General features: G+C 38.7%; 18 protein-coding genes and 2 pseudogenes. 13 read left to right on the forward strand and 7 right to left on the reverse strand.

Annotation, left to right across the window (positions count from 1 at the left end; genetic code table 11):
* Positions 1 to 69: 69 nt before the first annotated feature.
* From J0A69_RS11105 to J0A69_RS11115, 3 genes are read right to left on the reverse strand one after another with little or no spacing between them, the layout of a single operon-like run.
* Positions 70 to 696 (reverse strand): hypothetical protein, encoded by a 627-nt coding sequence (locus J0A69_RS11105; RefSeq protein WP_206586620.1) that lies wholly within the window; start codon positions 694 to 696, stop codon positions 70 to 72.
* Positions 686 to 1,330, reverse strand: coding sequence for a hypothetical protein (locus J0A69_RS11110; RefSeq protein ID WP_206586621.1), 645 nt, complete (start codon positions 1,328 to 1,330; stop codon positions 686 to 688). The genes J0A69_RS11105 and J0A69_RS11110 overlap by 11 nt, the downstream gene beginning before the upstream one ends.
* Before the next feature lies 1 nt (position 1,331).
* On the reverse strand, positions 1,332 to 2,297 hold the full coding sequence (locus J0A69_RS11115; protein WP_206586622.1) for a VWA domain-containing protein: 966 nt from the start codon (positions 2,295 to 2,297) through the stop codon (positions 1,332 to 1,334).
* 143 nt (positions 2,298 to 2,440) lie between these two features.
* Here J0A69_RS11115 and J0A69_RS11120 point away from each other — a divergent pair, with 143 nt between their 5' ends.
* From J0A69_RS11120 to J0A69_RS11140, 5 genes are read left to right on the forward strand one after another with little or no spacing between them, the layout of a single operon-like run.
* Positions 2,441 to 4,843 carry a TonB-dependent receptor gene (locus J0A69_RS11120; RefSeq protein WP_206586623.1) on the forward strand — a complete coding sequence of 801 codons (2,403 nt, stop codon included), beginning with the start codon at positions 2,441 to 2,443 and terminating at the stop codon, positions 4,841 to 4,843.
* 1 nt (position 4,844) lies between these two features.
* Positions 4,845 to 5,681, forward strand: coding sequence for a DUF4249 family protein (locus tag J0A69_RS11125; protein WP_206586624.1), 837 nt, complete (start codon positions 4,845 to 4,847; stop codon positions 5,679 to 5,681).
* 40 nt (positions 5,682 to 5,721) lie between these two features.
* Positions 5,722 to 6,066, forward strand: coding sequence for an ArsR/SmtB family transcription factor (locus J0A69_RS11130; protein ID WP_206586625.1), 345 nt, complete (start codon positions 5,722 to 5,724; stop codon positions 6,064 to 6,066).
* Positions 6,067 to 6,104: 38 nt separating this feature from the next.
* Positions 6,105 to 6,578 (forward strand): DUF6428 family protein, encoded by a 474-nt coding sequence (locus J0A69_RS11135; protein ID WP_206586626.1) that lies wholly within the window; start codon positions 6,105 to 6,107, stop codon positions 6,576 to 6,578.
* 8 nt (positions 6,579 to 6,586) lie between these two features.
* A complete protein-coding gene (locus J0A69_RS11140) occupies positions 6,587 to 7,210 on the forward strand; it encodes a low molecular weight phosphatase family protein (RefSeq protein WP_206586627.1) in 624 nt (207 codons plus the stop codon).
* 22 nt (positions 7,211 to 7,232) lie between these two features.
* Here the strand turns inward: J0A69_RS11140 and J0A69_RS11150 are convergent, their stop codons facing one another.
* The 3 genes from J0A69_RS11150 to J0A69_RS11160 are packed head-to-tail and all read right to left on the reverse strand — an operon-like array spanning position 7,233 to position 12,652.
* Positions 7,233 to 7,604: a response regulator gene (locus J0A69_RS11150; protein ID WP_206586628.1), complete on the reverse strand. Its 372-nt coding sequence runs from the start codon at positions 7,602 to 7,604 to the stop codon at positions 7,233 to 7,235.
* 3 nt (positions 7,605 to 7,607) lie between these two features.
* Positions 7,608 to 11,312, reverse strand: coding sequence for an ATP-binding protein (locus J0A69_RS11155; protein WP_206586629.1), 3,705 nt, complete (start codon positions 11,310 to 11,312; stop codon positions 7,608 to 7,610).
* 11 nt (positions 11,313 to 11,323) lie between these two features.
* On the reverse strand, positions 11,324 to 12,652 hold the full coding sequence (locus J0A69_RS11160; RefSeq protein ID WP_236032808.1) for an ATP-binding protein: 1,329 nt from the start codon (positions 12,650 to 12,652) through the stop codon (positions 11,324 to 11,326).
* Between the two features lie 542 nt (positions 12,653 to 13,194).
* Here J0A69_RS11160 and J0A69_RS11165 point away from each other — a divergent pair.
* The 6 genes and pseudogenes from J0A69_RS11165 (at position 13,195) to J0A69_RS11185 (ending at position 17,063) form a co-directional block, all read left to right on the forward strand.
* The gene (locus tag J0A69_RS11165; protein ID WP_206586630.1) at positions 13,195 to 13,569 is read left to right on the forward strand and encodes a BlaI/MecI/CopY family transcriptional regulator; all 375 of its coding nucleotides are present in this window, start codon (positions 13,195 to 13,197) and stop codon (positions 13,567 to 13,569) included.
* A 182-nt stretch (positions 13,570 to 13,751) separates the two neighbouring features.
* Positions 13,752 to 14,303: pseudogene (locus J0A69_RS22725) on the forward strand (M56 family metallopeptidase); the annotation flags it as partial.
* Between the two features lie 213 nt (positions 14,304 to 14,516).
* A pseudogene (locus J0A69_RS22730) lies at positions 14,517 to 14,867 on the forward strand (energy transducer TonB); the annotation flags it as partial.
* A 68-nt stretch (positions 14,868 to 14,935) separates the two neighbouring features.
* On the forward strand, positions 14,936 to 15,343 hold the full coding sequence (locus J0A69_RS11175) for an energy transducer TonB (RefSeq protein WP_206586631.1): 408 nt from the start codon (positions 14,936 to 14,938) through the stop codon (positions 15,341 to 15,343).
* 128 nt (positions 15,344 to 15,471) lie between these two features.
* Positions 15,472 to 15,843 carry a BlaI/MecI/CopY family transcriptional regulator gene (locus J0A69_RS11180; protein ID WP_206586632.1) on the forward strand — a complete coding sequence of 124 codons (372 nt, stop codon included), beginning with the start codon at positions 15,472 to 15,474 and terminating at the stop codon, positions 15,841 to 15,843.
* The gene (locus J0A69_RS11185) at positions 15,840 to 17,063 is read left to right on the forward strand and encodes a M56 family metallopeptidase (protein WP_206586633.1); all 1,224 of its coding nucleotides are present in this window, start codon (positions 15,840 to 15,842) and stop codon (positions 17,061 to 17,063) included. The genes J0A69_RS11180 and J0A69_RS11185 overlap by 4 nt, the downstream gene beginning before the upstream one ends.
* Before the next feature lie 103 nt (positions 17,064 to 17,166).
* Here the strand turns inward: J0A69_RS11185 and J0A69_RS11190 are convergent, their stop codons facing one another.
* The gene (locus J0A69_RS11190; RefSeq protein ID WP_206586634.1) at positions 17,167 to 19,707 is read right to left on the reverse strand and encodes a M14 family metallopeptidase; all 2,541 of its coding nucleotides are present in this window, start codon (positions 19,705 to 19,707) and stop codon (positions 17,167 to 17,169) included.
* A gap of 129 nt (positions 19,708 to 19,836) precedes the next feature.
* Between J0A69_RS11190 and J0A69_RS11195 the strand changes: the two genes are divergently transcribed.
* Positions 19,837 to 20,604, forward strand: a complete 768-nt coding sequence (locus J0A69_RS11195; protein WP_206586635.1) for a 3-keto-disaccharide hydrolase — start codon at positions 19,837 to 19,839, stop codon at positions 20,602 to 20,604.
* Positions 20,605 to 20,676: 72 nt separating this feature from the next.
* Complete coding sequence (locus tag J0A69_RS11200) at positions 20,677 to 22,017, forward strand: Gfo/Idh/MocA family protein (RefSeq protein WP_206586636.1); 1,341 nt, start codon at positions 20,677 to 20,679, stop codon at positions 22,015 to 22,017.
* Positions 22,018 to 22,055 lie beyond the last annotated feature (38 nt).

The following is a 22,055-nucleotide window of genomic DNA, read 5'->3' on the forward strand; positions in this document are numbered from 1 at the left end:
TAATTCATGTGAGGAGTTATATGTAGCATTTTTTTCATTCGCTACCTGCAGACAATTCAACTCTCACTCTTACCAGTCAGGAATCCCTCTTTTTGGTCTTTGAGTGGGTTTCTTTTTATTCTGCTGAATGTAGCGTAGTTCTGCTGCATTCATACTTTCCAGGATTTGAGCTGCCTGCTCTGGAGTCAAATTCATTGCTTTAAGCTTCTCTTTAAACTCCTCCATTGCTTTTTGACGATCAGCTAAGTTGGCGTCCATTTGATCATTGGCATTTTCGCCAACTTCATCTTGGGTCTGTTCCGAAGGATTTCCTTCCTGACCTTCTTTAGCTTTATCCTCCTCGGTTTTTTCGCCTTGGTCCTTCTGTTGCTGATCTTGCTCAGACTGCTCTCCTTCGCCTTTTTGGTTTTCGTCTTTTTGTTGCTGATCCTGATTTTGCTGTGGATCTTGATTTTGCTGTTGTTTTTCTTGGTCTTCTTCCTGTTCTTTTTCCAGCTTTTCTTTCAAAGCTTGAAGTTTAGCATCGCTAGGATATTTTCCTAAGCCTTCGTTGACTGTATTCAATGCTAAATCTTTTTCAGTTTTGACATAGGATCTGGCTGCCCGATTGAAATAATCACCGGCTGTTTGTGCTTGCACTTGCGTGAAAGCCAGTCCTGTCATGAGACCAAGAAGTATGAGAATTTTATTTTTCATCGATTTCTGTTACTTCTGTTAGACTACTTATAAACTCCTGATAGGCCGCAACAGTTTCATCTTGTTGCAAAGCTTCGTTCATGAGGTTTAAAGCATCTTTAAATCTAAACTGTTCTACCAGTCGATCTGCTTCAGCCTTTTTGCGCTTCGCAAATTCAGATGGTTCAGGTTTATTTTGATCCTGCTCTTTGCGTTCCTTATCTCTTTGCAACCAACGAGCCAACATTTCATAATTGTATCTCGCGACCTCATTTGTTGGGTCTTTGATCAAGGCTGATTGGAATTTACTTAAAGCCGCTTCGTACTCTTGTTTATTTCCCAGCAGTACTCCTGATTGATTATATGCAAAAGAGGAAAGCCTTTTATTAGGTGCAAGGGATGCTTTATCATAAGATGCAGTAGCCTCATCTGGTTTTTCGGCATGATGATAACTCAGGCCTAAATCGAAATCAAACTCGGGGGAAGCATATTGAAAATTTTCGATCAGTGCCAAGTGTTTCTCCACAGCCAATTCATAATTAGCTTGAGCATAACTGTCTTCTGCTTCTTCTATTGCACTGTTGAGCCTGGATACTCTTGTCCAGGAACTTGGGATCAATACAAGTGTTGCTACTAATACTTTGCTCCAACTCATATTATAACTTAATGGTTTTGATTGGTAAAATCATATCCAATAAAGATAAGGCTAAAGCAACAAGGAGAAAATAAAAATACTTGTTGGCGGAAGCTTCTACTACTCTGGAACCAGTGACTCCGCCTTCTAGCCTTTCTAATCTATTGATCAAATCTCCAACTTCTTGAACTTCATCCGATATCTCAAAGTATTGACCATCTGTTTCGGCAGCGATTTGCTGTAATGGCGTCCGCTCCAGGATCGATTTAGCAGGTTGGCCTGTTTGAGGATCAATGACAACTCCATTTCCTCTAGGGATCGTACTTCCAGTTTCTGTACCTATACCTAATGAAAAGACTTTCACTCCGAGATCACTTAATTCAGAACCAATTCCTTCCAGTTCATCTCCGAAATTTTCTCCATCTGAAATCAAAATCACAGACTTGGATTTGATTTCTTGGGATTCATCTTGTTCAAAACGATCCAAAGCGATTCTTAAAGGTGCATTGAGGTCAGTTCCTGAATTTGGCACCAAACCAGTATTTAATCCGTCAATGTAGAGTTGTAAAACGCTTTGGTCGAAAGTCAGCGGACATTGTAAAAAAGCTTCCGAACTGAAAATGATTAATCCAATTCTATCGGAAGGAAAACTTTTGGTGAATTCTTTTAACTCAAACTTAACACGTTGAAGTCGGCTAGGCCCTATGTCAGTTGCGTTCATAGACTGGGAAAGATCCACAGCGATGAAGATATCTTTCCCTTCTTCTTTAATTTCTTTGGTAGAGGTGCCAATAGATGGACCTGCGAAAGCAACTAGAAAAAGCAGAAAATAGGTAATTCGGAGGACCATTTTGGTAAATAGTCTTCTTTTCTCTACTTCAAGGCGCCTATTAATGGACCAATACCTGTAGAGATAAATTATATAGAGCAAGCCAAAAATGCCTGCTAGGAGTAGCGTGAGTTTTACGTCGGGATATGCCCAAATCATAACCTGAAATTATAAAATAAACCTTACTTTAAAAGCAGGATTAAGACGAGTGGGTCAAAGCAGTGTTTGGATTCTGAAGAATTAACAAACATTAATTTTCCTAAACCGTCTAACATTGAAGTTAAATCACCAGTTTATCATAAATGCGTCATTTTTTTAGACCAGTAAATATTTTATTTGTTTGGATTCTATTCGGGATTTCAAACCCAATTTTTGCTCAGGAACCAGCTCTTTTAAGAGGAGTGGTCTTGGACGTTTCCAATTCAGAGCCCTTGATTGGTGCCAATGTCTATTGGGAAGATGACTTGAATTCTGGAGTCGTTACCGACTTGAATGGTCGCTTTCAAATACAATCAAAAGAGTTGCCAGCCAGACTGGTGGTTTCCTATGTGGGTTTTGAAAAATCAATTCGGAATATTTCAAAAAGTGAGGCCGAAAAAGAAATCAGGTTCTTTTTGAAACCATTAGAAATGTCGCTGGATGAAATCATCATTCAAGAAAGAAGACCAGATGAACAAATCCGGAATCTAGAAACGGGAAAGGCAACGATTCCCATGCAGACATTAAAAAACATTCCTGCCTTGTTTGGGGAAGTTGATTTGCTGAGAAGCCTTCAGCTTTTACCAGGAGTCCAAACTGCCGGAGAAGGAACCACTGGTTTATTTGTAAGGGGAGGATCTGCAGATCAAAATCTTGTGCAAGTTGATGGAGCACCCATATTCAATCCATCGCATTTTTTTGGATTCTTTTCGGTTTTCAGTCCAGATGCATTAGACAAGGTTGATTTGTATAAAGGAAATATGCCAGCAAGCTATGGTGGAAGATTGTCAGCCTTGATTGATGTGACTTTGAAAGAAGGAAATAACGAGCAAATTCATGGAGAAGGTGGAATTGGAAGTATTTCTTCCAGATTGATGTTAAATGGTCCTTTGTTTTCCGATAAATCCACTTTCGCTATTTCGGCGAGGAGAACCTATGCAGACCTGTTTTTGAAGCTGTCAAACAATGAGGATGTCAGAAACAATAAATTGAACTTTCATGACTTGAGTGCCAAGTTTGCTTTCCGAATAGGAGAGAAGGACAAAGTTTCGATCAGCAGCTATGAAGGAAGTGATTTTCTGGGTTTGGATGAACAATTTGGACTAGGCTGGAGAAACTGGGTAAGTTCTCTTTATTGGGCACATACGATCTCAGATAATTCATTTTTTGACCTTGAACTTTATAATTCGAGGTATAATTATAAAGTTGAATTCGAGGATCCTAACGCAGGTTTCAAATGGGAAAATAGACTTTCTGAATCAGGAGCCAAAGGTCAATGGACTTGGTTTACATCAGACAAAATCCAATCATATTGGGGTTTCCAAACCCAATATTATCATTTTGCCCCAATCCAACTTGACCCAGCAGCAGGTAGTGCGATCGAATCAATTCAGACCAATCCGAAAAATGGAGTCCTCAATAGTGCTTTTGCAGGGATGACTCTTGAAGTTAATCCACGATTGAGTACTGAAATTGGGCTTCGTTGGGGATTTTACAATCAAGTGGGTAGAGGTGTGGATTATTTCTATGAAGGTGATATTCCAAGTGATGAAGTACCTATTGTGGATACATTGAGTTATGGAGCTTTTGAGTCTATGAACTTTTATCAAGGCTTGGAGCCTCGGGTGGCATTAAGATACTTGATCAACGATGAATTTTCCCTCAAGGCAGCTTACAATAGGAATTTTCAATATGTGCAGATTGCTTCCAATAGCTCTGCAGGATTACCAATCGATAGGTGGATTCTAGCTGGAGAATATGTGTCTCCTTTGCGATCTGATCAGGTTTCTCTCGGACTATTTAGAAACTTCAATGAAAACAGATGGGAGTTTTCAGTAGAAGGGTATGCAAAGGATATTAGGAATGTGATTGATTTGAAAAACGGAGCGTCTGTTCTTTTCACAGATCAGGTGGAAACTGAAATTCTATCAGGAGATGGCTATTCGTATGGACTGGAATTTTTACTTCGAAAAAATGTAGGGAAAACCACCGGATGGCTTTCTTATACCTATTCCAGAACCTGGAGAACGATCCCAGGAATCAGTTTGGGCCAAAAATACAATCCCCGATATGACAGACCTCATGATGTTTCATTGGTTTTGAACCATGAATTTTCAAATGCATGGTCTGCCGGACTGACATTTGTCTATACAACTGGGCAAGCAGTGTCCTTCCCGATCGGTACCTATGAGGTAGATAATCAAGTCTTGCCGCTGTATTCGGAGTTTAGAAATAAAGATCGTTTTCCGGATTACCACCGGATGGATGCCTCGGTGACCTGGAAAAACCCAGATAAAGGAAGAAAATGGAGAGGAAGTTGGAACTTCAGTATTTATAACCTTTATGGAAGAAAGAATCCTTTTGCTTATGAATTTAGAGAAGTACTGAATGGTAAAATCAATTATGATCCGGATGTCGATGGGCCTGTTGTCTCAAGAGAGCAAAGTGTGGTCATGACCTACTTGTTTACATTTTTGCCATCTATTACCTATAATTTTCAATTCTAAGATGAAAAAAGTTTGGCTGCTAGTACTCTGTTTGTGCTTCTTTTCCTGTCAGGAAGAAGTTTCATTGCCTTTAGCTACTATTGATGGTGTGGTACCAGTAATTGAGGCAACTTGGTCAGATGTCCCCTTTTATAATGAAGTAAGAGTGACTTTGGCGCAGAATTATTTTGACCCTTCTGATGTAACTGTTGTTGACAATGCGCTCGTGAGTATCTTGATAGAAGGAACTACAATCAATATCCCTTTTTATTTCAATGATGACACACAGAGTTATAAGCCAGTTCGGGAAAGCAATACGGCAATTGTTGGCGAAACTTATGTGCTTCAGGTTTTTTGGGAAGGAAACTATTATACTTCTCGAGGGGTAATGCTTGCCCCACCAACCGTAGATAGTTTAACTTATTCTTACCAAGAAGAGCGGCTTTTTAGAGATGAGGGATACTATATAAAAGTGTATGGGAAGATACCTTTTGAGGAGGATAACTATTACAGAATCAGAATTATAGAGAATGATACATTAAGAAATGATAGAGAAGATTATTTGTTGTTTGATGATACGTTTGGTCTGAAATTCTTTGAGGAAGGTCTGGAGCTGAACTATGCTTTTCAAAATAAAGACAAGGTACGTTTGGAACTGTATCGTATGAATAAGGATATCTATGATTATTTCACTGAGCTAGTCGGGGTACTTTTTAATGATGGGGGTTTGTTTAGTCCTCCTCCTCAAAACCCAGATACCAATATCATTGTCCGAGAGGGAGAAGGTGATGTCCTTGGCTATTTCATGGTTACTCCGATCCTAACTGAAACAGTTTTTATCAGAAATGAAGATAATTGATAACTTTTTAAAATATTAATCGTAATATTGCGATATAATTATGGGGGTTACCAAAACAGATTTATTTACAGCTGATCAAAATGAGCTGGCTAGACTAGCCAAAGCATTGGCACATCCTGCGAGAATAGCGATCATTCAGTATTTGCTGAAAACAAATAGCTGTGTAAATGGCACTTTGGTTCAGGAGCTAGGATTAGCTCAAGCTACTATTTCTCAACATTTAAAAGAATTGAAGGAAATAGGGCTTATTCAAGGAACCATCGAGGGGGCATCTATTAGTTATTGCATCCATCCGGGCAATTGGGGAGAAACTCAGAAATTACTTAACCAGCTTTTCGATACCTATACCAACCAATCCTGCTCTGGGGGAGGAAACTGCTGCTAAAAAAATTTGAATTTATTTATCGTAATATTACAATCAATATGAAACTATCAGAAATCAAATCAAAATTGCCAAGTTTGGGAGAATTGGTATTTATACTACCCAATGGAGAATCAGTTCCAGCCCATTTTCATGTTACTGAAATCGGTCAAATCAATAAAAAATTCATAGACTGTGGTGGGAAATTAAGAGATGAAAAGGTGATAAATTTTCAGCTTTGGGAAGATGGAGATTTTGACCATCGACTAGGAGCGAATAAACTGCTTCATATCATCGAATTGTCCGAGCGAGTTTTGGAATTAGAAGATTTAGAAGTTGAGGTGGAATATCAATCCGATACGATAGGAAAATATGGATTGGAATTTGGCCAAAATGAATTTCAACTGACTCCAAAAATGACTGCTTGTCTAGCAAAAGAAAGTTGTGGAGCTCCAAGTGCAAAGCAAAAAGTAACTTTGGCTGGTCTTAAAATTAAAGAAGGTACTTCATGTGCCCCAGGAGGAGGATGTTGTTAAATTTGGGTATGCATTTATTTCCAGAAATTGATCACACTTTCAAGAGCTTTAGAAAAAGAGCAATATCAGCAGAAAGGAAGTCTTTGTTGGAGCCAATAATTGAGTATATGGTTACCCAAATCAGCAAAGAGAAAATAGCCAAGCTGAATTTTATTTGCACCCACAACAGCCGGAGAAGTCAGTTTTCCCAGATTTGGGCTCAAGTTGCAGCTTATTATTTCAATTTGCCTGTGGAAAGTTATTCAGGTGGAGTAGAAGTAACTGAGTTCAATGCTCGTGCTGTTGAGGCATTGCAAAGAGCTGGTTTTGAAATCAAATCCACTGGGGATAATAATCCAATTTATGAATTAAGCTTTGCCAAAAAGGAAAAACCTATTGTTGCATTTTCTAAGGTATTTGATGATGAATCAAACCCTAAATCATCTTTCGCAGCAATCATGACTTGTGACCATGCGGATGAAACTTGCCCTTTCATTCCTGGCTGTGAGGCAAGAATTCCATTAAGGTTTGAAGATCCCAAAAAGTTTGATGAGACTCCATTAGAAAGTAAGATGTATTCCGAGCGATCTCAGGAGATAGCATCCGAATTGTTTTTTGCTTTTGAGCAAGTCCAAAAACTTGTAAAAAAATGAACAGGCTTCAACTCAATTAATTTTAATTGAGTTGAAGTTTTTCTTTTAGAAGCTTAAAATCTACAGGCTTGGTCAAAAACTCATCTGCCCCCAAGCTTTTAGCAGTATTGTAATTTTGCTCGTCTCCATAGGCTGAGATCATCATCACAATTGGTTTAGGAACCAATTCTTTTTGTTTGATTTCCTTTAAAAGCTCTAAACCACTCATGCCTGGCATATTAATATCCGAAAGGATCAAAATTGCCTCATGGTCTAGCTTATCGATGTATTGCAAGGCCTCTTTTCCTGAAAAGGCAAATACGAAATCCACTACTTTGGATCGTATTTCCTTCCTGAACCGCTGTTCAAAAAGAGTCTTCACATCTTGTTCGTCATCTACAACTAGGATTTTCATATGTTAATTTTTTGGAATTATTAGTTTGAATTGAGCACCATTGCCCGGTTCTGAATCTACCAGGATTTCTCCTCCATGATATCTAATAATATCATAGCTAAGAGATAGTCCTAGACCTGTACCTTGTCCGGTAGGTTTGGTGGTGAAAAATGGCTGGAAGATCTTTTGCTTTACTGAATCGGGAATTCCGTTTCCATTGTCTTGGATTAGGATTTCGATGTGATCATCCAGATTTTTAGTTGTTACTTTTACTGTTGGATTAAATTCACTTCCATTTAATTTTTGCTTTTTTTCTGAGACTGCGTGGAATGCATTTGTGATCAGGTTCAGAATAACCCTTCCCACATCTTGAGCTACAACGTTGATTTTGGGCATTCCAGCGTCAAAGTCAGTTTCCATACTTGCATTGAAGGATTTGTCTTTAGCTCTCAGTCCATGATAAGAAAGCCTCAGGTATTCATCAGCAAGTGCATTGATATCTGTAGGATCTTTTTGCCCATTACTGGACCTGCTGTGTTGTAGCATTCCCTTGACGATGGCATCGGCTCTTTTTCCATGGAAGCTGATTTTTTCTTCATTGTCAGAAATGTCCTTAGTCAGAGCAATAACTTCATCCAGGTTTCCATTAGCCAGTTCTTCTCGAAGTTCCTCCAAAAGTTCAGCGTTGACTTCAGAAAAATTATTTACAAAATTCAATGGGTTCTGGATTTCATGCGCTATTCCTGCTGTCAACTCACCCAAGGATGCCATCTTTTCAGATTGAATCAATTGAGTTTGCGTATTCTTTAACTCATCGATTTTTTCTTTGAGTTGAAGAGTTCGATGATTTACTTTTTCTTCTAGAATTCGATTTTCTTTCTGAAGCCACTGAGATCTAACATATACTATAATATAAACTAGCGCTGCAAAAAGCGAAGCAAAAAGAAGGTAAGCCCACCAAGTTTGCCACCAAGGAGGGAGAATTGTGAACTTGAATGTTGCTGGTTCACTCCATTTTCCATTAAATCCACTCGTAGCAACCTTAAACTCATAATTGCCAGGAACGAGATTGTAATAGTTTTTAGAACTGTTCTTTGGAGAAGGATCTGTCCATTTTTCATCAGCCCCCTCTAAAATATATCGGTATACGATCTTGTCTCTTCCTTGAATGGATGGATTGATAAAGGTGAAACTGAAGGAATTTAGATCGTAAGGAACTGTCATGCCTATCGGAATAAGGCTAATCATATCCAGACTGTCCCATTTGATTTTATTGTATTCTACCTCACTGGAATCAGCCGGAAAGTTAGATTTTGTATAAAAAGCAGTTTGCTCACTATTCCAAATAGTATCAGACTCGGTCAATTTGTTTTTGATGAAGTCCGCATTTGCGAATTGTGGATTTTGATCCATCACATTCACCTTGGTCAAGGAAATCTGCGGAGTCAGTGTATCCAATTCAGCTTTTTGATTTATCACCGAAAGAATAGGGGCTGCCGACCACCACATAATTCCTTTGGAAGTTATGATAGCTGTAGCTTGGTTGTAATCATTGAAAGGGAAACCTTCCGGTTTGCTGAATCTAGAAAACCTCCAAGGCTGATTCGGATTTCTACTAGTAGGTCTATTCACCTCCACGATTCCATTGTCAGTGCCGATGAAAATATCGTCTTCAACCGTTAGGATGTCATACATAATAGGAGGGTTCATCCCATGCTCAGAAAGCACATTTGTAATTGACATGGAATCCAAATTCAAGATGGAAAAGCCACGATCACCTCCGATAATAATTTCACCATCCTTAGATTGGTCAATCATGGAAACATAATCACTTGGGAGTCCATTAAATTTTCCTAGATAGACAATTTTGTCTTTTTCCTTATTTAGCACATTGATTCCAAGATCATTGCCCAGCCAGATATTTCCTTTTTTATCTTCCTCTACCAACCAAACTCGATTGGAGGCCAATCCTGAGAATTCATTGATAAAGTAAAATGAATTGTCAGAAGGAGTGTATTTGAAGAATCCATCTAGTGAACCGAGCCAAATTGTTCCATCTGCAGTCTGATGGGCTTTCCAAAATATTCTGGAAACTTTCCTGTCAAACTGAAAGATCTCTGCTTCGCCCTTATCCAAATCTATAATTACAAACCCACCCACGCTACCAACAAGTAATCTGTTTTCTGATAAAACGCTGATTGATCGTTGGTTATTCGGATTTAGATTTTCAGGGAATTTTACCAAATAGAGTTTTTCAGTTTTAGGATCATACACATTGATCCCCTCGTATTGAGCCATCCAGATTCTGCCTTCTTTATCCTCCCCAATTCCCCAAGTGTCATTACTGGCAAGTCCGGTTGATTTATCAAAGTGCTGACTTAGCATACCAGTTGGATTAATCAGGAGAACGCCTCTAGATGCTGTTCCAACCCAAATATTACCTTTGGAATCAGTCAGACTTCCGCTTGGTAGGCCTGTCGTTCTAAATTCTGCACCAGAAGGGATTTTTTTCAAAAGCTGCTTTTTCTTGTCAAAAATGGTGATGGTGTCGTTATCTATGACCCAAATCCTGTTTTTTGAATCGAGATTGAATGCTTTTGCTCCATTATGAAATCCCTGATCTGCACCCAGTTTATATTGTGCTTTTTCGGAAAGTGAGATTCCAAATGCATCTTTTTCGGCAAAGCTAGAGAGCCAAATTGTTCCGTCAGGGTCTTCAAAAAAATCATAAATAATGGACTTCAATGTCATGCCTTCATCTTCTCCCAAAATGCGGATTACATTCCTTTGGGGATTAAGTATACCCAAATTGCCATTGTATCCCATCCAGATATTTTTCTGAGAATCCATGAAAATCCCTGCTGAGAAAAACCCTAATTTCTTGTTCAGAGTATTCATGTATTTCATGGATCTTTCCTCAGGATCTAATTGGACGATGCCCTGACTGGTATTAGCAAACCAAAAATTCCCGTTTTCATCTTCGATTCCCCGGGTATAATCACTGCCTATTTTATAGACTTCTACCAGTTTAAGAATTGGGTCCAAAAAATAAACTCCACTGCTATTGGCCACCATCATAAGTTTGCCAGAACTGGTTTCACTGATATCCACGATCGGATCTATGTTCCCATCCGCATTTCTTAAAATGAAACTGTAATTCTGGAATTGATCTCCTGTAAATCTGTGAACACCCTTTTCGCTAGAAAGCCAAATGGAGCCTTTTTCATCATCAAAAATGGAGTAAATCGCATTTCCAATGAGGCCTTCGCTTTGACCTATTCTAATAATTCCTGAAGTAGTCCCAGGACTTTTCGTTAATGGACCGAGGAGTGTAATTTCAGGTTGATGGAGAATAAATTTCAGATAGGGTACATCAATTTTTTTGATAGTATCCAGATCAATCTGAATTTCTTCTGGATCATCCCAATTAATAGGTGTATTGGTAATTGGAGCCTCTAAAGGCTTGAAAGCAAAGGTGCTAAAGTGTTTGGAAGGGTAGTTTTCAAGATTGAACTTGATTTTAGTAATGGTTGGGACGCTGTCTTGCCCAAGTTTTTTCCATTGGATAGGCTTAAATTCAGGGAAAGCAAAATCCTGCGCTTGCGGAGTAGTATAGCCAGAAGGATTTTTGGGGAATGGAGTTTCGGTTTTTGTATGACAAGCAGCCATCATCGCCATCATTAAGATGACCGTAGCCCAACTCGTTAATATTTTTTTTCTAAACTCCATTTGACTTTTTGTTATAGTTTAATAGTAATAGAAGTTCCTTTGCCAACTTCACTATCTACTTTGATACTTCCTCCATGAGCTTTGATAATATCATAACTAAGGCTGAGGCCTAATCCTGTACCCTGACCAGTTTCTTTGGTTGTAAAAAATGGCTGGAAAATCTTATCTCTAACAGCCTCGGGGATGCCGTTTCCATTGTCACTGATACATATTTCAATTCCATCTGCTAGCTTTTTGGTGCTGACTTCTACTACAGGTTGGAAAGTCTCTGGATTTTGAGATTTTTTCTCATTGACGGAGAAAAACGAATTATTAAACATGTTTAAAATCACCCGACCAATGTCTTGTGGCACTACTTCTATATTGGGTAAGCTTGGATCAAAATCAGTTTTGAAATCAGAATTAAATGATTTGTCTTTTGCTCTTAGTCCATGATAGGAGAGGCGCAAGTATTCATCAATCAGATTATTGAGATCAGTCGGTTCTTTTTGGCCAGAGCTCGTTCTAGAATGCTGCAGCATTCCTTTGACAATCGAATCAGCTCTTTTACCATGGTGATTGATTTTTGAGAGATTTTCCTTTAAATCTTCACAAATAGCTTTGACCTCTTCATAATCTCCATTTTCTATTTCTTCCACCATTTCATCCAAAAGTTCATTGCTAACTTCCGAGAAGTTGTTGACAAAATTTAATGGGTTTTGAATTTCATGCGCAATTCCAGCCGTCAATTCTCCCAGCGAAGCCATTTTTTCGGATTGGATCAATTGGGCTTGAGCTTCTTTTAATTCTTTTAAGGTTTCTTCAATTTGTTCTTTGGCCTTTAAAAGTTGCTCGTTTTTCTGTTTTAAATCCTTGGTTTGCGCATCAACTTGCTTTTGTAACTCTTCATTTTTCCTTTTCCATTCAGTGAGGTGCCAAGCATCATTTTCAACATTGACAGGTGTGCTTCCATGCCAATGGACGAGCTTCCACTTGTTTTTCTTCCATTCAAATAATGTACTGAGTCTAAAATCCACAGAATTTGAACCTTGTGGTGTTTCAATATCAAGAACAAAATCACTGATTAATAAGGCTGAATTTTCATCATCGCTTATCCATTGGATTTTAGCATTGTCATTATAGCTGACTGAAATACCCAATACCTTAGATTGCTGATATTGGATGCCTAACACTTCTTTAAAATGTTTAAGTCCAATTATCTTTTCGTCTTTGGTAGTTCCAAATCCCGTGACTTCCTCTATGATAAGCTCATCCATTTGATCAAAAGGGAATTCTTGGGTGAAAGTCACCAGAATAGTCTCATGAGTTTTTTGGAGCAATTGGCTTTTTTCTGAATCCATTATTTTATGTACTCTTAGCTGATCTTCAGCGTATTTTGGGTTCTAAAATTTTATCATTTCTGTTCTTGCAAAAATTGTTGAATCACAAGAGGGTTAAATCCTGGAAATTTTAAATCAGGTATTCATACCCGTCTAAGAGTTGAAAGAACTGCTACTAAAACTTTTATACTCACCCCAGTCCGGACTCTTTTTGTTTGGTAGTATTGAAAAAGAAGAATATCGGTATCTGATGTTTGGCTAGGTGGATAAACCTTTTTTAATCCTAGAAATGTTAAGTTTCTTACTATCAGATAATTTAAGAGAAAAAAGTGGAAATAATATCTTTTTTCGAAAAATGAAATGCAAATATTTAGGTTTGAAATATTTTAATCGGCTTCATTTGTATTTAAAGACAGATTCCAATCTATTTTTTCAGTTGTAATTATCTGATAATGATTCCTAAATCTCTCAAAAGCAGAAAAATATCACTCTTATCAATAATAAAATCGTAGATATATGAAAATTTCGTAGGGTTTTTAAATAATTCATTTTACATTGGGGTTATGAATGAATTGAACCACAACGAAGAACTGATTATGGGCATCTTCTGGAGGCTTGAAAATGCCTTGGTGCGGGATGTCCTAGAAGAATTGCCTGAGCCGAAGCCACCCTATACTACGTTGGCTTCTTCCATTAGACTCTTGGAAAAAAAGGGCTATTTAAGTCATAAGACTTACGGTACTACACATCTCTTTTACCCTGTAATATCACAGGCGGAGTACAGTAAGAAAAGCATCAATCGAATTGTAAAAAATTTCTTTGAAGGCTCTGTGAGTAATTTCTTGTCTTTTATGGTCAAGGAGAAAAATATTTCTGATGATGAAATTCAGGATTTACAGAAACTGATTGATGATTACGATAACCCTGAAAAGAAATGAACGAGCTATTAACCTATCTTCTAGAGGCCAGCATTTGCTTAGCCATCTCTCTACTGTTTTACAAAGTCGTTTTAAGTGACTTGACATTTTTTGGATGGAACAGGGCAATCTTGCTGTCCATGTTGGGATATTCTGTGATTATTCCTTTGCTTTCTTTTCAGGTGACTACGGGGCCTGCAGTAATGCAAGAAGTTTTGCTTCCTGAATTTTTGGTGGGAAAACCAGTAGATCAAGAACCCAATTCTTTTACCGTTTTCCAGATTCTTTTTTCTATTTATTTGATAGGATTGATTTGGACAGCAACTAGGTTGATCTACGGCTTTGTCCAGTCATTCATTTTATTGGGTAAATCAGAACTTCTGTATTATAAGAATCAATATATCGCAGTTCATCCAGAGTTTACTCCAGCATCTTTTTTTCAATACATTTTGCTTCCAAAATTTCACCAAGAAGATGAAGACCAGCAGCGGATTATTCTTCATGAATCTGTGCATGTGAGCAAAAAACATAGCTATGATTTACTTTTTGTTCAGATGGCCAAAGTGGTCTTCTGGTTCAATCCACTCATTTATCTTTTTGAAAATGCTATCCGGGAAGTGCATGAGTTCCAAGCCGATCAAGGCGTAACCAGTTCTTATTCCCAATCTGAATATTCCCGTCTGCTGTTGAGACTTTTGACTGCAGGTAGGGGATGGCAGTTTATGAACAACTTCAACCAATTTCAAACCAAAAAAAGAATTATCATGATGAACAAAACCAAATCCGACCAAAGCCAACTCGTTCGCTTTTTGATGGCTATTCCAGTCATGGGACTGATGTTTTTTGCCTTTTCCTGTGACATTGCCAAAGTAGATGAAGAAATGGAAGGTCCAACCCAAATGGGTGAACAGGCTAAAACAATGAGTCCGGCAGCTTTGAATGCGCGATTAAAAACAGGAAAAGATGGAAATGAGATTTTTGATGTAGTAGAAACTCCTCCAAACCCTCCAGGAGGAATGGTAGGATGGAATGAATATTTGTCTCAAAACTTGACTTATCCAAGCCAAGCAAGGGAAATGGGGGTAGAAGGAACCGTGATTGTGGTGTTTGTAGTTAACTCCGACGGTTCAATTTCTGATGTGGATGTTTTAAGAGGTATTGGGGCAGGTGCTGACGAAGAAGCGATGAGAGTAGTCCGAAATGCGCCTAATTGGACTCCAGGAGAGCAAAGAGGAAGAGCAATCAACACCAGAATGAGATTGCCAATTCGTTTCTTGTTAGGAGGTTCTGAAGTTGCAAAAACTTCAAATCCGGTTTAAACTGATTTTCCTTAAGCAATCGAAATACCTTCTAACTAATTCAATTATTTAGTTAACAATAAATCAAAATGAAAACTCTCTCTAAACCAGCGCTTTTAATTTGCCTAACGGCAATAATGGCCTTTTTTCTTGGAATTCAAGAAGGAATAGCCCAATCAGAACAGGAGACATTCAAAGAAGTAGATCAAATGCCAGAATATCCAGGAGGGCAAACTGCTATGTATCAATTCATGGCAGAAAACCTAAAATATCCTTCTGCTGCTAGAGAAAAAGGCATAGAAGGAACTGTTGTGGTTTCCTATATTGTCAATGTGGATGGGTCCATTTCAAATCCAGAAATCCTTCGAGGAATTGGTGGAGGATGCGATGAAGAAGCAATTAGAATTGTGAAGGCATTCCCAACTTGGAGTCCTGGAATTAAGGATGGTAAAAAAGTAAGAACAGAGATGAGACTACCTATTAGATACAAGCTTTAGTTAATGGTCTTATATTCGAAAAGCCTCTAGAATGATCTGGAGGCTTTTTTTTGTTAAAATTTACGAATATGTCGTGATATTACGAAATATTCGTAGGTTTTGAAATAAATGTTTTCTACATTGGAGCTATGGAAGAACTTACAGCAAACGAGGAGCAGATCATGCGGATTTTCTGGAAATTGGAAAGGGCGATTGTGCGTGATATTTTGGATCAGCTTCCAGAGCCAAAACCACCTTATACTACTTTGGCATCATCGGTTAAAGTATTGGAGAAAAAAGGGTATCTGGGACACAAGTCTTATGGCAAAACCAATGAGTATTTTACTTTGATTGCTGAGAGTGATTATCGTAAAAAGAGCTTTAACTCCTTGGTGAAAAATTTTTTCAATGGATCAGTTGAGAATGTATTGACATTTTTGGTAAAGGAGAAAAAGGTGACTGAAAAAGACCTGGAAGAATTACAGAAAATGATTGATGGATACGAAAACGATAAGAAATGATGCAAGGTGTTTTCACATACCTTTTGGAGAGTAGTTTGGCTTTAGTATTGGTAGCTATTTTCTATAAACTTGTCCTGGAAGATCTAACGTTTTTCGATCTCAGTAGAGCTTTTCTGCTTGTTTTGATTACTTGTGCTGCAGTGTTACCGCTGATTTCTATTGATTTCCAATGGTTGGCTGAAGATTCGGTCAGGAGGGTAAATAACTCCCTGCCTTGGTTGAATGGAATTGAAAATCAAAATTTAATTCTTACAGAAGAAAATAATTTGTCTTGGTATTATGTACCGCTTTTGGTGTACTTGGCAGGGCTCTTTTTTAGGCTGGTGAAATTAGGTTTTGGGATTTACAGAACTTTGGTTTTGATAGCTCAATCACAAAAAATTGAGACTGATTCCCATACCCTCGTTATTAATCCAAAATTCATTCCTGCTTCCTTTTTCAATTTTATTCTACTTCCGACTTATCAAGAGAATAATTCGGATCAGCAACAGATTCTGCTCCATGAATCGGTTCATATCCAAAAAGGACATTCATGGGATGTCTTATTTGTCCAGCTTTTGAAATCAGTTTTCTGGTTTAATCCTGCTATTTACATGCTGGAAAAACAGCTTCGTGAAGTTCATGAGTTTCAGGCTGATCAAGCCGTTACTAGTCAGTATTCCCCAGTTGCATATTCACGGTTATTACTAAGGCAACTTAGACAAGATTGTGGTTTGCAATTCATGAATAATTTCAATCAATTTCAAACAAAAAAAAGAATCATTATGATGAACAAATCAAAGTCAAATGGCTCCTTGAAAAGCAGGTTTCTGCTAGGTGTGCCAATGATAGTATTAATGATAGGCTTATTCTCCTGTGATATGGCCTTCAGTGAAAGTGAATTGACAGGAGTCTGGAAAGGCACCGAATTTAAATTCGAGCAAACAGCAGGTCCTGATTTAGTAGCGATGGTAGAAGGTGGAAGGGACCTTCACATTCAAAGTAGATTGGCTCTGAATGAGGATGGAACTGTACAAATTACTTCAGGTCAAGGTGAAATGAATGGAAGCGGAACTTGGGTTTTAAAAGAGAATCAAATTGTGGTATCCATGGGAGGAGAGGACACTTATTATGAAATTCTTTCTTTAACTGATACAGAATTAATTACAAAGCATGAAGTCGAATTCGAAACTCCAATGGGAAAACTTGCCGGAACGATTACACTAGAGTACGAGCGGTAAAAAATTTATTCTAATCTACGAATAAGTCGTAGATTTTCTTATAGGGTTTCTAAAAAAAAAGCACCATGGATTCCATGATGCCTTTTTCGTTTTACGATTTCTTTTAGTCCATTTGATTCCCAAAGAAAATAGCATTGAGGAAGAGTTTGTTTGTTCCAAACCAAGTACCTCTGAAGTTGGGAGAATCATAAAAGTTGATCACTCTTCCTCTTCCTACCGGTGAAATGATAATGGAGGCAGATTTCTTGATCAGTTCAAGGTTTGAATCAGAAATGTATCCGCCCAGCAAAGGGTTTTCCGTGTAGCGGATCGGTGTGAGGTATTTGTTTTGACTCGGCTGCATGAAAATGGAATTGTTTCTATAAACAGGCAATTGCTCTCTTCTATATCCATAAGTAATTGGATGTGTCAAGTCCATTCTTGCCATGTAAATACTTCCTCCAACTTCCTTAGCTCCTTCAAATGCACTTCTATCCGCAAAAGGAAGTTCTTCCGGATCCGTAGATTCTCCTTGCTCAACAGGAGTTTCTTTAATAATCCCTTTTTGGTTCAAGTAAAGACTTGCAGATTTCATCGCAATGATGGTTCCGCCTCTTTGAGTCCAGTCTTTCAAATGGTTCAATACTGATTCTGGAAAAGAATTATAGTTTCCCGCAGGGAGGATAAGTGTGTTGTAATCAAAAAGATTTACCCGACCCATTTGATCAGAATTTACTTTGGTGATTGGCATGCCAACTTGAGAATCCAATAAATACCAGATTTCCCCAGCTTCGTAACTCGATACACCATCTCCAACTACCATGATCACTTTAGGCTCTGTGACTGCGCCGACTAAATTTGAACCAAGATCAATTCCTTTCAAATTCAAACCTGTTTGAGTCGCATAGACTTGCTGATGGGTCGACTTAGAAAGGTTTTTAAGAACATCCTTCAAATTGTCTTCGCTGAGTTTTTGAAAACCTGTTGGGATCATCAATGTCCCAGCTGCAAAATCCACTGGACCTTTTTGAGTTTGGGAGGTAAAAGGGCGATTGACTATTTCTACATGAACACCAGCTTCCTGCAGATTATAAAGCATTTTTGGAGCATAATAATCTGACCAATCAATCAAATAAGCATAAGCTTTATCGGTAGGGAATTCAAAATCTGCCGGGGAATTATCAGTGACTTCTGCACCTAATTTGACTCCGGCACTTTTGCCAAAAGGCATCCCATAGGTATGAGCCATTGTCCAGGTTGACGCATCATAAAAAACTGAATCAGCAAATTCGGTTACCTCTTCAAACATGGTTCTTACCATTCGGTATTGAGGTTGGGAAGTTGGTACAATCCACGACTTCCCCTTTTTGAAAGAATAATCTCCAAGATTTAAATCGCTTTCGTTTTCATAAACCTTGATTTTATGATCCAACAAAAGCTGAACAAAAAGTCTGCTTCTGCTTTCATCAAATTCATCTCCGAATACATAATTTTTGGCAGCATCTTTTGAACCTTCATTCACGGCAGTTTCAAAAAACTCTCTCAGATATTCATGCATGAAATTTTTATTGTCTAAAGCCGCTTCCATAGTGGCCAAGGAACTTCTCACATGATTCCGAATAGTAAATTCAAATTTGATTTCACCTCTTTGACTGTCTTGCACATGTCCTCGGCTACTTGCTTGCTCAAATACTAAACCCAAACCTCCGTGAATATCCGGATAGGTACTTCCATAGCCGGGGTAGCTATTGTCAAATACTTCTTTGGACCAATATAGGCTGCCGATTTCATCTAAGTATTTGGAGAAATATTTCGCGAAACGGACGTTGATGTCGTCGTAATTTTTTCTTGGAACTACAGGGTTTTCACTTCCATAAGGTTTGGTAGGCTCAAAGAAATACGTGCTATTTGTGCCCATTTCATGAAAGTCAGTAGTCACATTTGGATACCAGGTATGATACCAGGCGATTTTAGCCTGAGTTTCTGGATGTGCCAATGGAAGCCAATCCCGGTTCAGATCAAACCAATAATGGTTGGTTCTCCCTCCTGGCCAAACTTCATTATGCTCCCTATCCAATGGATCAGCAACAGGAGGGAAGCCTTTATTCGTATTTGCCCAATGACTATGACGATCTCTTCCATCTGGATTGACAGTTGGATCAATATGTACTATGGCATTTGCTTTAAGCTCTTGCGCCAATTCTGACTGGGAAGCCAAAAGCCAATAAGCAGTAAGCATAGCAGCCTCAGCAGAAGATGGTTCATTGCCATGGACTCCGTAACCTTGATGGATAATGGCAGGCATAGAACTCACATCTGGCATGGATTGCCTTGGATCTGCAAGCTGTAATTGCTTGAGTCTGATTTCTTCCAATTTCCCCATATTTTCCTCTGAAGCAATAGTCAGAATGATTTTAGGCCGAAGTTCATGGGTATAACCGATTACTTTCAATTCAGCCCGATCCGAAAGCTCATCCAGTGTTTCAAAGTATTTTACGATTAGGTCATATCGTGTATGCCATTCTCCGATTTTATAGCCTAAGAATTCCGAAGGAGATGGAATGGCTGGATCAAATGTTTCTCCGGGAAAGAAGTAGTTTTCTTGCGCCTGACTGTTTAAGCATAAGAAAATCCCGAGTAAGAATGAGAGTAGTGGTTTTTTCATGGATCCAATTTATTCCAAAATCGATTAGAATTTGTGGTAAAATCGGAAAAATCCATCAATGGTTTTTTGTTTGCTGTCAATTTGAAGTAATTTATCCCCGTTAGTATTTATCCTAAAATAATCTATTGTATGAAAAAGACATCGCTGACCCTGGCGCTTACCTTATCTGCTTTTAGTATCAGCTTTTTAGCTTGTGCACAAGAGAAAACCCCGCCTCCGATGAAACCTGAGGCAACCGAATTTTATACTCCAGTACCTCCAAGAGTCACTCCTGGCGCTCACAATACAGCTCCACCATCTGATGCTATTGTTTTGTTTGATGGAACAAGCCTGAATGGATTTGTCAGTGCAAGAGATGGATCAAGCCCTGCGGAATGGACCATCGAAAATGGTGAATTGGTAGTAACCCGAGGCAAAGGCGATATCCAATCCAAATTGGCTTTTGGAGATGCGCAATATCATGTGGAATGGTCTGCACCTACCGAAATTGTAGGAGAGGGTCAAGGTCGTGGAAACTCAGGATTTTTCTTGATGGGATTGTATGAAGTTCAGGTTTTGGATAGCTACGAAAGTAAAACTTATACCAATGGACAAGCTGGAAGTATCTATAAACAACATCCTCCTTTGGCAATGGCTTTGAGACCTCCGGGAGAATGGAATTATTATGACATCATTTTCAAAGCTCCTCGCTTTAATAAAGATGGAATCGTTACTTCCCCAGCGACTGTTACAGTCTTGATGAACGGAGTTTTGGTTCAAAACCACGTTACTTTGAAAGGTCCTACCGAATACATCGGTATTCCAAATTATAAGGCACATCCAGAGGAATTGCCAATCAAATTGCAAGACCATGGAAACCCTGTGAGATTTAGAAATATCTGGATTCGCAAGCTTTAATTACTCATTTGGAAGGAGCAGCATTTTCTATGTTGCTCCTTTTTTTGTCAATACTCAATAAACCTAACAACCATGTCATCAAGAAGACGATTTATTCAAAACTCCATATTTGTAGGCGCAGGATTAAGTATGCCAAATATCTTGACCGCTGCAGATTTTGGAAGATATACCCGAAAAGTAAAACCATCAGATCAACTGAATTACGGTTTGATAGGTGCCAATGGAATGGGTTGGTCCAATATGAACGCGCATTTGAAATTGCCTGAAGTTAATTGCGTGGCAATTGCTGATGTCGATCAAAGCGTATTGGATCGAAGAAGTGAAGATGTATTCAAACTTCGCGGAACCCGTCCAAAGCTTTACAAAGATTATCGAAAGTTGCTAGAGGATCCAGACATAGATATTGTGATTATCGGGACTCCGGATCACTGGCATTGCCTGAATATGGTTGATGCGGTTTCAGCTGGAAAGAATGTCTATGTAGAAAAACCAATTGCCAATACTATTGAGGAATGTCAGCTCATGGTAAAAGCTCAGGAGCGCTACGGAAAAGTAGTTCAAGTAGGCCAATGGCAGCGATCTGGCTCTCAATATGCCCAAGCGATTGATTATGTAAAATCAGGTAAGTTGGGTCAAATAAGATTGGTTAAATGCTGGGCTTATCAAGGTTGGATGAAACCAGTTCCTGTTTTACCAAATGGACCAGCACCGGCGGGAGTGGATTACAAAATGTGGTTAGGTCCTGCACCTGAGCGTCCTTTCAATCCTAATCGATTCCACTTCAATTTCCGTTGGTTTTGGGACTATGCTGGAGGCTTGATGACAGATTGGGGAGTTCATGAGATTGACATTGCGCTATATGCGATGGGAGTTAGCGCTCCAAAATCTGTGATGGCTTCTGGTGGCAAATTTGCTTATCCAGATGATGCTTCCGAGACTCCAGACACCCTGCAAACTGTGTATGAATACGATGGATTCAATATGCTTTGGGAACATGCCACAGGTATCGATGGAGGAAATTATGGTACTACAGAAGGCATTGCTTTTATAGGAAACAATGCAACCTTGGTAGTAAATAGAGGTGGATGGAAAGTAATTCCTGAAACTGAAAACAAGGATGGTCAGCGTGTACCAAAAGTGGCAGAAGTTCCTCATACACCAGGAGTGGGAAATGCCTTAGATCATCATGCTAAAAACTTTATCGAAGCGGTAAAAGCAAATGACCCTAGCTTATTGAATTGTGCTATTCAAACTGGAAGTGTGGCTGCAATCAATGCTCAAATGGGAAATATCGCGTACAAGACCGGTAAAAAAGTCTATTGGGATGCGACCAAAAATCAATTCACTGATGCCGAAGCAAACCAATTAATCAAAGCTCACTATCATAATGGATGGGAGCTTCCGAAAGTATAATATTGAAATACAAATGACGAAATACGAACCCTTCGAAG

Origin of the sequence: Algoriphagus pacificus, from assembly GCF_017254845.1 — a bacterium.
Classification (GTDB): domain Bacteria; phylum Bacteroidota; class Bacteroidia; order Cytophagales; family Cyclobacteriaceae; genus Algoriphagus; species Algoriphagus pacificus.